11 protein-coding genes are annotated in these 12,994 nt (G+C 65.0%); 4 read left to right on the forward strand and 7 right to left on the reverse strand.

Annotated features, from left to right (window positions below; all coding sequences use genetic code 11):
- Nucleotides 1–51 precede the first annotated feature (51 nt).
- Nucleotides 52–1,728, reverse strand: a complete 1,677-nt coding sequence (locus OH705_RS09160; protein ID WP_267301955.1) for a DUF4153 domain-containing protein — start codon at nt 1,726–1,728, stop codon at nt 52–54.
- Between the two features lie 461 nt (nt 1,729–2,189).
- Here OH705_RS09160 and ilvD point away from each other — a divergent pair, with 461 nt between their 5' ends.
- Entirely contained in the window at nt 2,190–4,031 is a 1,842-nt protein-coding gene (ilvD, locus tag OH705_RS09165) for a dihydroxy-acid dehydratase (protein ID WP_094011568.1), read from the forward strand.
- A 65-nt stretch (nt 4,032–4,096) separates the two neighbouring features.
- On the opposite strand, the gene OH705_RS09170 is transcribed toward ilvD, so the two are convergent.
- On the reverse strand, nt 4,097–5,155 hold the full coding sequence (locus OH705_RS09170; protein ID WP_023629699.1) for a phosphorylcholine phosphatase: 1,059 nt from the start codon (nt 5,153–5,155) through the stop codon (nt 4,097–4,099).
- 244 nt (nt 5,156–5,399) lie between these two features.
- Between OH705_RS09170 and OH705_RS09175 the strand changes: the two genes are divergently transcribed.
- Entirely contained in the window at nt 5,400–6,791 is a 1,392-nt protein-coding gene (locus OH705_RS09175) for an L-cystine transporter (RefSeq protein ID WP_038707193.1), read from the forward strand.
- Nucleotides 6,792–6,824: 33 nt separating this feature from the next.
- On the opposite strand, the gene OH705_RS09180 is transcribed toward OH705_RS09175, so the two are convergent.
- Nucleotides 6,825–7,340 carry a dihydrofolate reductase gene (locus OH705_RS09180; RefSeq protein ID WP_038707192.1) on the reverse strand — a complete coding sequence of 172 codons (516 nt, stop codon included), beginning with the start codon at nt 7,338–7,340 and terminating at the stop codon, nt 6,825–6,827.
- A gap of 54 nt (nt 7,341–7,394) precedes the next feature.
- On the opposite strand from OH705_RS09180, the gene OH705_RS09185 reads away from it, so the two are divergent.
- Entirely contained in the window at nt 7,395–8,786 is a 1,392-nt protein-coding gene (locus tag OH705_RS09185) for a DUF2868 domain-containing protein (protein ID WP_094011571.1), read from the forward strand.
- Nucleotides 8,779–10,143: a GTPase/DUF3482 domain-containing protein gene (locus tag OH705_RS09190; RefSeq protein ID WP_094011572.1), complete on the forward strand. Its 1,365-nt coding sequence runs from the start codon at nt 8,779–8,781 to the stop codon at nt 10,141–10,143. Before OH705_RS09185 ends, OH705_RS09190 begins: the two co-directional genes overlap by 8 nt.
- Nucleotides 10,144–10,150: 7 nt before the next feature.
- Here the strand turns inward: OH705_RS09190 and OH705_RS09195 are convergent, their stop codons facing one another.
- The 4 genes from OH705_RS09195 to tagQ all read right to left on the reverse strand — a co-directional run bounded on the left by OH705_RS09195 (nt 10,151) and on the right by tagQ (nt 12,943).
- On the reverse strand, nt 10,151–10,537 hold the full coding sequence (locus OH705_RS09195) for a hypothetical protein (RefSeq protein WP_123902545.1): 387 nt from the start codon (nt 10,535–10,537) through the stop codon (nt 10,151–10,153).
- 23 nt (nt 10,538–10,560) lie between these two features.
- The gene (locus tag OH705_RS09200; RefSeq protein ID WP_094011574.1) at nt 10,561–10,995 is read right to left on the reverse strand and encodes a hypothetical protein; all 435 of its coding nucleotides are present in this window, start codon (nt 10,993–10,995) and stop codon (nt 10,561–10,563) included.
- Nucleotides 10,992–11,852 (reverse strand): hypothetical protein, encoded by an 861-nt coding sequence (locus tag OH705_RS09205; RefSeq protein ID WP_052062269.1) that lies wholly within the window; start codon nt 11,850–11,852, stop codon nt 10,992–10,994. The genes OH705_RS09200 and OH705_RS09205 overlap by 4 nt, the downstream gene beginning before the upstream one ends.
- 164 nt (nt 11,853–12,016) lie before the next feature.
- Nucleotides 12,017–12,943 carry a type VI secretion system-associated lipoprotein TagQ gene (tagQ, locus tag OH705_RS09210; RefSeq protein WP_267301960.1) on the reverse strand — a complete coding sequence of 309 codons (927 nt, stop codon included), beginning with the start codon at nt 12,941–12,943 and terminating at the stop codon, nt 12,017–12,019.
- Nucleotides 12,944–12,994: the final 51 nt, after the last annotated feature.

The raw sequence follows: 12,994 nt of genomic DNA on the forward strand, positions 1-12,994 counted from the left end.
TTGCCCGCGACGGGCCGCCAAGCGGCCCCCGGGGAGTTTCTGCGCCGGGCGCTAGCGCCTGAAGTCAGGCCGCAGCTCCTGGCCATCGATGCTCAGCGTCTTGTAACGCGGCGCCACCAGCTTCACCGCCCCCTCGCGAATACCGTTGGCCAGGCCTTCGAGGTTTTCCATGTTGCCGCTCAGGCTGCCCACCTCACGCCACTCGCGGTCCTCCCAGGTGAAGACGAACAGCTGCGATGCATAGGTGTGCCGGGGGATCATCAACACCTCGTTGTGCCCGTCGCCATCCAGGTCGACTGCCCACAGGTAGCAGCCCTTGCCACCGCACTGGCTTTGCGCAAGCGTGGCGTCGGCCAATGACTCGCTGCTCGATTGCACCGACCCGAGCCACTCGAACTTCGGGCCATGGTCTTCGGCCACTGTCGGTTGACGCACCTGGGCCATCTGCGCCAGCAACTGCTGGCGGCGGCCCGCATCGAACAGCTCATCCGTCTGCAGCCGCCGCTCGAGCTGCTCGAAGGCTTCACGCCCCGGCTGGCCGAGGTCGCGATACAAGGTCTCGGCGTCGAACTCGGTGATCGGCGTGTGCCCGTTGACCAGGCGCTGCACCTGGCTCCTCGCACTCAATGCCTGCGGATCAAGCAGAGGCGTATAGAACACCACCACCAGCAGCGCACTGAGCAGGGCGATCCATGGATTGCTCAGCCGCAGGCTGTGCAGCCAGGCCTGGCGCGAACCCAGCACCGCCCATACCGCCGCCAGGCCATGCGCCAGCATTACGGCCACCAGCATCGACGCCATGATCCGTGTCGGTGTCAGCCCGTACTGGTCGATACGCAGCCAGCTCGCATAGGCCGCCAGGCCCACCAGCACCGGCAGGCACAGCAGGCTGGCCTCCACCAGGCGCTTGAGCGGCGCGGGGTAGACGCTACCTTGCCGGCCATCCTGGAACACGCCGTTGACCAGGAACAGGTTGATGCCCGCCAGTACCAACAGAAGAGTGGTCGAATAGCCGGTGTCCCACACCGGTTGCAGGCCGGAGAACGGCAATGTCAGGGTGAACAGCACGGCGATCAGCGCGCTGAGCGGCAGCAAGAAGCGGCACAGCGTCAACAGGATGCCGCGCAGCAGGCCGATGATCTTTTCGTTTTCCCGGCCCATGCGCATGCCCAGCGAAAACACCACCGGCAACACCAGCCAGAGGAACACCGGTGACTCCACCGCGTCCTTGACCTGCGCAACGCCCAGCATGCTGAACAGCAGCGCGCACAACCACAGCAGTTGCCAGAACAGTCCGGTCAGCAGCTGTGCCAGGAAGACGATGAAAACGTTGTTCCAGGCATGCCGGAACAGGTCTTCGTAGCGCGGGCGCAACCCTTCGCCGGTCGGCCAGGCGAGAATGAACGCGGTTCCGATATAGGCCAGCACGATGGCGGCCAGGCACCAGGTCTGCTGCAGCCAGTCCATATGCCCGGTATCGAGGAGCCAGGCACTGATCCCGCTGAGCAGCACGGTCAGGCCCAGTACCAACCAGCCGGTGCCACGCTGCAGCACCGCGCTGCCAAGCAACTGCAGGTTCACGCCCGCTACCGCCACCGCGACGCACAGGGCTACCGACAGGCTGAAACCCAGCAGCTGACCCTCCCCCTTCACGGTGGTGAGCCACGCCAGGCCATGGATCAGGCCGATGACGACGTAGAACAATAAGGAGCGACTTGGCGCTGGCATTGCAAATCCTTTTGGCCAGTGAGGTAGGAGGCGCGCAAGTCTACCGAAACCGGCTCGTACCACGCCAAGGCCTTTACCTTGCGGGCTGGCGGAAGCCAATTATCACAACGCCATTCCCTCACGAGCGCGGCGGTGTAGAATCGGGCTATTCATCGCCAGACATCCCCGGCGGGTTTATGAGCTCTGGTCGAGCCTGCGGCGATCCCGCGCGGTCCTTCGACCCCCATCCGTGCCTGTGGCAACCGGCCTTCGGCGTTTTTAGGACAAGAGAAGCTCACTCCCTTATTTGGCTTTGCGCGAAAAGTCGCCGAGCGGCGATCAGGCAAGGCGAGAACAGGCGAGGAAGCGGAGTTGACTGGTTGTCAATGCGCATTCCGAGCCTGTTTTCAACGCAGCATGATCGTCGCGCAGGCATTTTTCGCGCAAAGCCAGTGACCTGATTAAGCCGCCAGGAGCGCTATATGCCTGATTATCGTTCCAAGACCTCCACCCATGGCCGCAACATGGCCGGCGCCCGTGCCCTGTGGCGCGCCACTGGGATGAAGGACGAAGACTTCAAGAAACCGATCATCGCCATCGCCAACTCGTTCACCCAGTTCGTCCCGGGCCACGTGCACCTGAAGGACCTGGGCCAGCTGGTTGCCCGCGAGATCGAACGCGCCGGTGGCGTGGCCAAGGAATTCAACACCATTGCCGTGGATGACGGCATCGCCATGGGCCACGACGGCATGCTGTACTCGCTGCCCAGCCGCGAGATCATCGCCGACGCCGTCGAGTACATGGTCAACGCCCACTGCGCCGACGCCATCGTCTGCATCTCCAACTGCGACAAGATCACCCCCGGCATGCTGATGGCCGCCCTGCGCCTGAACATCCCGGTGATCTTCGTCTCCGGCGGCCCGATGGAAGCCGGCAAGACCAAGCTGGCCAGCCACGGCCTGGACCTGGTCGACGCCATGGTCATCGCCGCCGACTCCTCGGCCAGCGACGAGAAGGTCGCCGAGTACGAGCGCAGCGCCTGCCCGACCTGCGGTTCGTGCTCCGGCATGTTCACCGCCAACTCGATGAACTGCCTGACCGAGGCCCTGGGCCTGGCCCTGCCGGGCAACGGCTCCACGCTGGCGACCCACTCCGACCGCGAGCAGCTGTTCCTTACCGCTGGCCGCACCATCGTCGAACTGTGCAAGCGCTACTACGGCGAGGGCGACGCGTCCGTGCTGCCGCGCAGCATCGCCAACTTCAAGGCGTTCGAGAACGCCATGATGCTCGACATCGCCATGGGCGGCTCGACCAACACCATCCTGCACCTGCTGGCCGCGGCCCAGGAAGGCGAGGTGGACTTCGACCTGCGCGACATCGATCGCCTGTCGCGCAAGGTGCCGCAGCTGTGCAAGGTGGCGCCGAACATCCAGAAGTACCACATGGAAGACGTGCATCGCGCAGGCGGCATCTTCAGCATTCTCGGCTCGCTGGCCCGTGGCGGCCTGCTGCACACCGACCTGCCGACCGTGCACAGCGCCAGCATGGAAGAAGCCATCGCCAAGTGGGACATCACCCAGACCGATGACGAAGCCGTGCACACCTTCTTCAAGGCAGGCCCGGCCGGTATCCCCACGCAAACCGCGTTCAGCCAGTCGACCCGCTGGGAAACCCTGGACGACGACCGCGAAAACGGCTGCATCCGCAGCTTCGAGCACGCCTACTCGCAAGAGGGCGGCCTGGCCGTGCTGTACGGCAACATCGCCCTGGACGGCTGCGTGGTGAAGACCGCCGGCGTGGATGAGTCGATCCACGTGTTCGAGGGCAACGCGAAGATCTTCGAAAGCCAGGACAGCGCGGTACGCGGCATCCTCGCCGACGAAGTGAAGACCGGCGATATCGTCATCATCCGCTACGAAGGCCCGAAAGGCGGCCCGGGCATGCAGGAGATGCTCTACCCGACCTCGTACCTGAAGTCCAAGGGCCTGGGCAAGGCCTGCGCGCTGCTCACCGATGGCCGCTTCTCCGGCGGCACCTCGGGCCTGTCCATCGGACATGCCTCGCCGGAAGCCGCCGCAGGCGGCGCCATTGGCCTGGTTCGCGATGGCGACAAGGTGCTGATCGACATCCCCAACCGTTCGATCAACCTGCTGGTCAGCGATGAAGAGCTTGCCGCGCGTCGTGTCGAGCAGGACAAGAAGGGTTGGAAGCCGGCGGAAGTGCGTCCACGCAAGGTTACTACCGCATTGAAGGCCTATGCCCTGCTGGCCACCAGCGCCGACAAGGGCGCGGTGCGCAACAAGGCAATGCTCGAGGGGCTGTGATGGCCTGAAAAAAACCGGCGCCTGGTGCGCCGGTTTTTTTATGTCTGCGAAGCCCCGCGATTGCTCTACTGAATCTGCTCCGGCGTCACAATCACCCAGTTCTTGTCCGCCGTCACCGGCAAACCTTCCTTGGCCTGGGCCGCTGCATTCTTCGCGATCATGCCGTTGAGCTGATCCATGTACTTGGCCTTGCGGTTTATCCACAGGTGGATGCCGCCTTTGTTCACATCGACGCCATGGAACTGCATGTAGCCATCGCTCGTCGGGGTGTCGCCCCCCACCAGCACCGGTTTCTTCCACTCATCGATGTAAGTCAGGATCGCCGCCTGCTTGCCCGCCATCCAGGTAGCCGGCGTCCACAGGTACGGGGTCAACTCCAGGCCCTCGTTGGCCTTGGGATCGTACTGCCCGGCGCTGATCTGCTTGCGTGCGGTGGTCAGTTGGCCATTGGCCCGGTCCTTGAGCAGCAGGCTCACACCGATCACGTTCTGTGGTTTGACGTTGTAGCCGTACTTGGGATCGGAGGCGACCATGCGTACCAGCTCTTCGGACGCCGCCGAGATCACATAGACCTCGATGCCGTTCTCCATCAGCTTGTTGTACAGCTCGGCCTGGCCAGTGAACACCTTCGGCGGCTGCACCTCGATACTCTTGACCTGGTCGCCCTCGAAGTAGGTGCTGGGGATCGGCTTGCCCGAGGCCATCAGCTCGTCGACCTGCTGCTTCAGTTCCTTGAGAGTGAAGCCCGAGAACACTTGGGCCACCCAGGGGTAGCAGACCATGTCGTCGAGTTCGCACAAGCGGTAGTAGTAACTGAACAGGCTCTCCTTGTGCTCGGCGCTGTCCTTGAACGGAATCAACTTGAGCGAGGGATCGAGCTTGTCGCGGGTCAGCAGGCCCTTGTTTTCCATGAACGGCAGCAGCGCCTCTTCGAGGTCGAAGCGGTAGCTGGTGTTGTCCATGTCGAATACCGCGTAGTTACCCTTGTTGGCGTTGGCGGCAATCATCGCGTCGAGCTTCTGCGCGGCTTCGGCCGGCCAGTGCTTGAGCTCGGTGGCCGCCCAACTGCTGGCACTGAGCAACAGGGCAAGGCCGCCGGCAAGGATTTTCGGAGCTGACTTCATCTGCGGTTCTCCCAAGGACGTGGCCGCTCAACCCTAGACCTGATTTATGACAGGCAGGCATGCGCCACCGACCTCGAAGCAACCGCAAACGCCATGTGTATTGCCAAAAACGACCAGGCGTTATTCCATAAACGACTATGCAAATTCCTTTTAGGTATAAATTCGTTTGTTTTCAGGCTGTTAGCATTTCCGTTCGTAATCGCTCACAGAGGCGATGCCTCTTTTGCCTTTTTCCGGAGCTTCAATGAACCTGCCGCTGTCACTCAACCTGCTGGCGTTCCTGACCCTGCTGCTGGGCCTGGCGCAAACCCGTCGCACCGACTGGAGCCTGGCCAAGAAGGTGCTGCTGGGCCTGGCCTTCGGCGTCGGCTTCGGCCTGGTGCTGCACACGATCTACGGCGCCGGGCACCCGGTGCTCAAGGCCACCATCGGCTGGCTCGACCTGGTCGGCAATGGCTACGTCGGTTTGCTGCAGATGATCGTCATGCCGCTGATCTTCGCCTCGATCCTCAGCGCCGTGGCCCGCCTGCACAACGCCTCGGCGCTGGGCCGCATCAGTGTGCTGAGCATCGGCACCCTGCTGCTGACCACCGCGATTGCCGCGCTGCTCGGTATCGCCCTGACCAACCTGTTCGGCCTGAGTGCCGAGGGGCTGGTGGCCGGTGCCCAGGAAAGCGCCCGCCTGCAGGCCATCCACAGCGACTACGCGGGCAAGGTCGCCGACCTCAACATCCCGCAACTGCTGCTGTCGTTCATCCCGACCAACCCGGTCGGCGACCTGGCCCGGGCCAAGCCGACCTCGATCATCAGCGTGGTGATCTTCGCCGTGTTCCTGGGCCTGGCCGCTTTGCAGTTGATCAAGGACGACAAGGACAAGGGCGAGCGCGCCCTGTCGGCCATCGACGTACTGCAGGCCTGGGTCATGCGCCTGGTGCGCCTGGTGATGAAACTCACCCCCTACGGTGTGCTGGCCTTGATGACCAAGGTAGTGGCCAGCTCCAACCTCGACGACATCCTCAAGCTGGGCAGCTTCGTGGTGGTGTCGTACATCGGCCTGGGCCTGATGTTCGTGGTCCACGGGGTGATCCTGGCGCTGACCGGCGTCAACCCGCTACGCTTCTTCCGTAAAGTCTGGCCGGTGCTGACCTTCGCCTTCACCAGCCGCTCCAGCGCCGCCAGCATCCCGCTGAACATCGAGGCGCAGACCCTGCGCCTGGGCGTGCCGCAGTCGATCGCCAGCTTCAGCGCGTCGTTCGGTGCCACCATAGGCCAGAACGGCTGCGCCGGCCTGTATCCAGCGATGCTGGCAGTGATGGTCGCCCCGGCAGTGGGCATCGATACCTTCGACCCGCTGTGGATCGCCACGCTGGTGGCCATCGTCACCCTCAGCTCGGCAGGCGTTGCCGGCGTCGGCGGCGGCGCGACCTTCGCCGCGCTGATCGTGCTGCCGGCCATGGGCCTGCCGGTGGAACTGGTGGCGCTGCTGATCTCGGTGGAACCGCTGATCGACATGGGCCGCACGGCGTTGAACGTGAACGGTTCGATGACTGCCGGCGTTGTGACGAGCCAGCTCTTGAAGCAGACCGACCAGCAGGTGCTGAGTGGGGACCAACATGCTGAGCTGAGTCACTCCTGACACATTACCGGGGGCTGCTGAGCAGCCCCATTTTCAGACCTGGTCCCAGACTTCGAAGTGATAGGCCGGCTTGTCCGCTTCGGACTGCGCCTCGCTTGAGGTCAACTGCCACTGCCCGTTGTCGAATTCCGGGAACCAGGCATCACCCTGCGGCGACAATTCCACCCGGGTCAGGTACATCCGGCTCACCAGCCCTTTCTCCAACGCCTGCCCATACAGCTGCGCACCGCCAATCAGCATCAATTCCCCGACGCCCTGCTGCCGCGCCCACTGCTCGGCGCGCACCAGTGCCGCCTCCAGCGAGGCGAACACTTCGGCACCGGCCAGTTGCAGCCCCGGCTGACGGCTGACGACGATATTCAGCCGCCCCGGCAATGGCCGGCCCAGCGAATCCCAGGTCTTGCGCCCCATGATGATCGGCTTGCCCAGGGTAGTGGCCTTGAAGTACTTGAAGTCCCCCGGCAGGTGCCAGGGCATGGTGTTGTCGATGCCGATCACACGGTTCTCGGCGAGCGCCGCGATCAGGCTTAGGGGGAGTGATGTATTCATGCCGGCGAGGATAGCACCGGGCGCGTGGGTTATGCTTGCGGCCAGACCTGTGCAATGGAAGAGCTTGTGACTGCACCCACTCCACTCGACAAGCGCTGGCTCACCGAAGCGGTACGCCTGCGCGAGGAACACGCCGGCCCCCTGGAAGACCAGGAAGCCAACCGCCGCGCCCGCCACCAAGGCGGCGACCTGGCCACGCGCATCGAGGCACGCGCCTTGTGGCTGGCCGAGCGCGACGGCATGGACACGGCGCTGCACCACTGGAAGCAGGGCGCACGGCTGGCATTGCTGAGCTTGATGGTCCTGGCCTTGTTCAGTGGCGCCGGCCTGGGGCTGGCGGCCCTGGGCGACGGCCAGCGGCCGGTGAACGTGTTCTGGGCCCTTGGCAGCCTGCTCGGGCTGAACCTCGTGCTGCTGCTCGGCTGGGCCGTGGGTTTCTTCTTCGCCGGTGAGCATGGCGCGGCGCTGGGCCGCCTGTGGCTGTGGCTAAGCGAGCGTTTTGCCCGTGACGCCAAGGCCGCGCAACTGGCCCCCGCGCTGCTGGTGCTGCTGCAGCGCCAGCGCCTGAACCGCTGGCTGCTCGGCCTGCTGGTGCATGGCCTGTGGTCGCTGGCGATGCTCGCGGCGCTGGGCATGCTCCTGGCCCTGCTGGCGACCCGACGCTACGGCTTCGTCTGGGAAACCACGCTACTTGCCGCCGAACCCTTCATCAGCCTCACCCAGGCCCTGGGCGCACTGCCCTCGCTGCTGGGTTTCGCCGTGCCGGACGAGGCGATGATTCGCGCCAGCGGCGACACCCTGCCGGCACTCGACCTGGCGCGCCAGGCCTGGGCCAGCTGGCTGCTCGGCGTGGTCCTGGTCTACGGCCTGCTGCCCCGCCTGCTGCTGGCCGCGCTGTGCCTGTGGCGCTGGCGCCAAGGCCGCGAGCGCCTGGCGCTGGACCTCAACCTGCCCGGCTACGCGCAGCTGCGCGAAGCGCTGATGCCGCGTAGCGAGCGCCTCGGCGTGCAGGACCCAGCCCCCGACACCCTGCCCCGCTTCGAGGCCGGCCAGCTGGAGCGTGACAGCGGCGGTGCCCTGCTGGTCGGCCTGGAGCTGGACGACCAGCGCCCCTGGCCACCGGCCCTGCCCGGATCGGTCACCCACGCGGGCGTGCTCGACAGCCGCGAGTCGCGCAACAAATTGCTCGAGCAACTCAGCCGCTTCCCCCCGGCGCGTCTGGCCATTGCCTGCGACCCGCGTCGCTCGCCCGACCGTGGCAGCCTGGCCTTGCTTGCGGAACTGGCGCGCAACGCCGGTGCCACGCGCATCTGGCTGCTGCAGGCGCAACCCGGACAGGCCCTGGACGCGGCACGCCTGGGCGACTGGCACGAGGCCCTCGACCGCCTGGGCCTGTCCCATGCCGACACCTCGCCCTTGACCTGGCTGGAGCATGGCCATGACTGAGCCGCTGAAACTGGCCGTGGTCGGCCACACCAACGTCGGCAAGACCTCGCTGCTGCGCACCCTCACCCGCGACGTCGGCTTCGGCGAGGTCTCGCACCGCCCCAGCACCACCCGCCATGTCGAAGGCGCCCGCCTGTCGGTGGAAGGCGAGCCGTTGCTGGAGCTGTACGACACCCCTGGCCTGGAGGACGCCATCGCCCTGCTCGACTACCTGGAGCGCCTCGAACGCCCGGGCGAGCGCCTGGACGGTCCCGCTCGGCTTGAACGTTTCCTCCAGGGCAGCGAGGCGCGCCAGCGCTTCGAGCAGGAAGCCAAGGTGCTGCGCCAGCTGCTGGCGAGCCATGCCGGGCTGTACGTGATCGACGCCCGCGAACCGGTGCTGGCCAAGTACCGCGACGAGCTGGAGGTGCTGGCCAGCTGCGGCAAGCCGCTGTTGCCGGTACTCAACTTCGTTGCCAGCAGCCAGCACCGCGAGCCCGAGTGGCGCGAGGCCCTGGCGCGCCTGGGCCTGCATGCGCTGGTGCGTTTCGACAGCGTGGCCCCACCCGAGGATGGCGAGCGCCGCCTCTACGAAAGCCTGGCCCTGCTGCTGGAAGAGGCCCGCCCTGCCCTGCAACGGCTGATCGATGACCAGCAGGCTCAGCGTGAAGCCCGCCGCCACAGTGGCAAGCGTTTAGTCGCTGAGCTGCTGCTCGACTGTGCCGCCTACCGACGCAGCGTAGAGGCCGAGCCCGCCGCCGAAGCACAGGCCGTCGAAGCCCTGCGCCAGGCAGTGCGCCAGCGCGAGCAACGCTGTGTCGAGGCACTGCTCAAGCTGTATGCGTTCCGGCGCGAGGACGCCAATGCCGGCGACCTGCCGCTGCTCGATGGGCGCTGGGGCGACGACCTGTTCAATCCGGAGACCCTGAAGCTGCTCGGTGTGCGCCTGGGCAGCGGCGTGGCGGCGGGCGCGGCGGCAGGTGCTGGCGTCGACCTGCTGGTTGGCGGCCTCACCCTGGGTGCCGCCGCGCTCGCCGGGGCCATTGCCGGCGGCGCCTTGCAGACCGCACGCAACTATGGCTCGCGCCTGATGGGCAAGCTCAAGGGCCAGCGCGAGCTGACGGTGGATGACGCCGTGCTGCGCCTGCTGGCCCTGCGTCAGCAACAGTTGATACTGGCCCTGGAGGCACGCGGGCACGCGGCGCAGGACAGCATCCGCCTGGCGGCGCCGGAGGACAAAGGCTGGCGCGAAGGCAAGCTGCCCGAGGCCTTGCGCAAGGCGCGGGCGCATCCGCAGTGGTCCACGCTCAATCCCGGGGCACGGGTCAACCAGGCCGAGCGGCAGGAGCAAATCGACGCCCTTGCGGCGGACCTGTAGAAACGGGCTAGCACCTCTTCTTGCGCAGTTCCACCAACAGCCGGCGCATCTCCCGATGCCGCTGGCTGTTGAACACCAGCATTGCCAGTAATGGCAGCACCAGCGCCGCGAGCTGCAACACTGTATGCAGACTGCTCCCGATCAAGCTCAACGCCGTCAGCAAGGCAACCGCCAGCACTGGCAATATCATCCACAGTGCCCCATTCAGCCCGCGAACCATCGCGATATGACCCAGGCACAACAGCACTACCAGCCCACCAGTGACCATCACGGTGTAGAGAGGGTTGTCCGGATGGTTACGCCAGTAAGTGTCGAACCAAAGCGTCGCCGTCATGGCCACCGGAAGGATCGACATGAAAATGCCCAGCAAGAAGACAGGAAAGTAACGGGCCATGAACCGTGCCGAGCTATCCGAGCTCATCGGCGCGCCTGTCGCGCCAGGCGTCTCTTCGCCCGATACTCCGCCAGGCGGATACGCATCTCCCGGTATCGTTGGCAGTTGAGCAACAGCAAGGTCACCAACGCAGCCAACAGGCTGCTGGTGTAGATGAACAGGTTGGGACGATGCCCATAGGTCGCAAGCGTGAGCACCATGCATCCCACGCACAGCCCTGCCACCAACCACGCGCCCCATGCGCGCCCGCGAACCACGGCGCCGTGTCCCAGCATGAAGACTGTCAATGTCGCCAGCAGGCTCCAGGGAAGTACCCCGTCCTTCGAGCAGCTTCGGCAATAGGTGCTCCACACCAATGCAAAGGTCCAGGCGACGGCGATGATCGACGAAAAGTAGGCAGCGATGAACACACCGAAGTAACGCTGGAGAAAACCCTTCAGCTCAGGATGCCGGGTCATTCGGTGATTTCCTCGTAAAGCCCTACGGCCATCCCCTGCACAGTACCGCTGCCGGCAAGGCCAATGAAGCCACCCAGTGAGTCCTTGATCAGCGTCTGCGTGGAATGACTGATCTGCGTAGGCGTGAAACGTTTGACCAGCTCACCCGCACTTTGGCGGAGCTTCAACTGCTTGGCCGTCAGGGTCGGATGCTTGATCATCAGCAATTCCGTGGTGAGTGCCTTGCGTTGCTGTCGACTCAGCGAACGGGTCAGCTGATACCAGCTGTTGCCGGTCGCCGCCTTGCGCACCTGGAGAAACTTCAGCGTCGTAAGCCCTGAAGCCCCCACGCCCATCAGCGACACGGCATCGAGCACAGGAGTGGCCGCCTGGTACCACGCCTCCTGGTCCAGCGCGTCATTGAGCGAAGGGTCGGTTGCCTCGAAAGCGGTCCGCACCAGGCCTATCCCGCATTGCGCGGTACTGGCGGTTGCCGCGGCATAGCCTGCGACAGTCAACGCCAAGCTGGCTCCGCCGGAAAACGGCACGGCGATGGTGCCGCTGAACATGACGATCCAGCCCAGCACGGCGCCGGCGCAGGATAATGTGGTGTTGACTGCTTCCTTCACCACCCGAGCTTCGCGTGGGTTGGTCTGCAACTGGTTCATGAACTGCTCGGGCGAGGTGTAGCGAGGCGCCTCGCGCAGAATGATGCGCTTGGGCTTGATGCTGCAGATAGGCTGGAACTCGCGCAGGGTGATGACGTTGTAATCGGCATCGATGTACACGACACCTGCGCCGACGATGCCGGGGTCGGCGTCGATGGCCTTGAACAGCTTCTGCTGATCGATGCGGCCCTGCATGCGCTGGCGCGCCATGAATTGCGAAGTACTGCCCAGGGGATTGGAGAGCAGGTCTGTCACGAATCGTTTTCCTTACACAATGCTCGGTGTCCTCGGGGCTGCTTCGCAGCCCATTCGCTGAGGCTTGTCGTGGCGACGAACCGCAGCGAATGGGGCGCAAAGCGCCCCCTGCTGCGGTATCACACGTTCGGGCACGGCACCGGCGCCCAGTCACCCATATCCGGGTTGCGGCACATGGCGTTGACCTGGTCGGTACCCGCCTTGGCCACCTGCTGGGCCTCGGCTTTCTTGCCGTTGGCGTTCTGCAGGGTCTTCTCGGTGGCCACCGCTTCCTGTGGCACCTTGGTGTTGGTCTTGGCCGGCTGGACCTTCTTCACATCCTTCTTCTTGCCGGTGGTCGCCACCTTCGGCGGCTCGGCCACGGCGACCACTTCGGTGCGCTGCACGCCCACCTGCTTGAGGTCCTGCTCGTAGGCCTGGGTGTAGTTGTTGAGGTTTTCACCCAGACGCCCATTCACGGCAGTCAGCAGGTTGTTCGACTCCTGCAGGCCGGCGACGATCTCGGCCAGGCGCTTGCGGCCCTCGGTGTCGTTGATGCGGCCAGCCTTGCGGTTCTGGATCAGGCTGGCGAACTCGCGCTGGTAGCAGCTCTGCGACGACTTGGCGTAGGCAGTGGTGCGGTCCATGTCGGCCGCGCTCTTGTTGATGTCGGTGGCGTACGAAGCGATGCGCTGCTTGTCGTCGCTGATCTGTTTCTGGCGCTCGGTGTAGTAACCGGCGGCACCACCGACCAGGGCGCCGCCAGCGGCACCGATGGCGGCATTACGGCCGCGTTTTTCCTTGTCGACCAGGGCGCCGGTGAGGGCGCCGCCGACCGCGCCGAGCAGCGCGCCAGTGGCGACCGAGCGGGTCATGTCGCCGTCGGTGGAGCGCAGGTGCTGCACCGGCTCGTAGCAGTTGGGGTAGTACTCGACCTTGGTCGTGGCGCCAACCTTGGACGCCGGCGAGCTGGCGCAACCGCTCAACAGCACGGTGCTGAAACCGGCTGCCAGCAGCAGTGCGGTACGGGTCTGGGATGCGGTAATCAGGGGTTTGCGGGTGAACATGGTCTGGTTTCTCTTCTTGGGTTTCTGGGTGACCGGGGGCTTCGTGCCACC

The organism is Pseudomonas sp. BJa3 (genome assembly GCF_026343815.1).
Classification (GTDB): Bacteria; Pseudomonadota; Gammaproteobacteria; order Pseudomonadales; family Pseudomonadaceae; genus Aquipseudomonas; species Aquipseudomonas soli.

What these genes read in the sequence shown, in the direction of transcription:
- OH705_RS09160 (WP_267301955.1), bottom strand. Translation starts at nt 1,728, where the DNA reads ATGCCAGCGCCAAGTCGCTCCTTATTGTTCTACGTCGTCATCGGCCTG.
- tagQ (WP_267301960.1), bottom strand. Translation starts at nt 12,943, where the DNA reads ATGTTCACCCGCAAACCCCTGATTACCGCATCCCAGACCCGTACCGCA.
- OH705_RS09180 (WP_038707192.1), bottom strand. Translation starts at nt 7,340, where the DNA reads ATGAATACATCACTCCCCCTAAGCCTGATCGCGGCGCTCGCCGAGAAC.
- OH705_RS09195 (WP_123902545.1), bottom strand. Translation starts at nt 10,537, where the DNA reads ATGGCCCGTTACTTTCCTGTCTTCTTGCTGGGCATTTTCATGTCGATC.
- OH705_RS09175 (WP_038707193.1), top strand. Translation starts at nt 5,400, where the DNA reads ATGAACCTGCCGCTGTCACTCAACCTGCTGGCGTTCCTGACCCTGCTG.
- OH705_RS09170 (WP_023629699.1), bottom strand. Translation starts at nt 5,155, where the DNA reads ATGAAGTCAGCTCCGAAAATCCTTGCCGGCGGCCTTGCCCTGTTGCTC.
- OH705_RS09205 (WP_052062269.1), bottom strand. Translation starts at nt 11,852, where the DNA reads ATGGCGCGCCAGCGCATGCAGGGCCGCATCGATCAGCAGAAGCTGTTC.
- OH705_RS09200 (WP_094011574.1), bottom strand. Translation starts at nt 10,995, where the DNA reads ATGACCCGGCATCCTGAGCTGAAGGGTTTTCTCCAGCGTTACTTCGGT.
- ilvD (WP_094011568.1), top strand. Translation starts at nt 2,190, where the DNA reads ATGCCTGATTATCGTTCCAAGACCTCCACCCATGGCCGCAACATGGCC.
- OH705_RS09190 (WP_094011572.1), top strand. Translation starts at nt 8,779, where the DNA reads ATGACTGAGCCGCTGAAACTGGCCGTGGTCGGCCACACCAACGTCGGC.
- OH705_RS09185 (WP_094011571.1), top strand. Translation starts at nt 7,395, where the DNA reads ATGGAAGAGCTTGTGACTGCACCCACTCCACTCGACAAGCGCTGGCTC.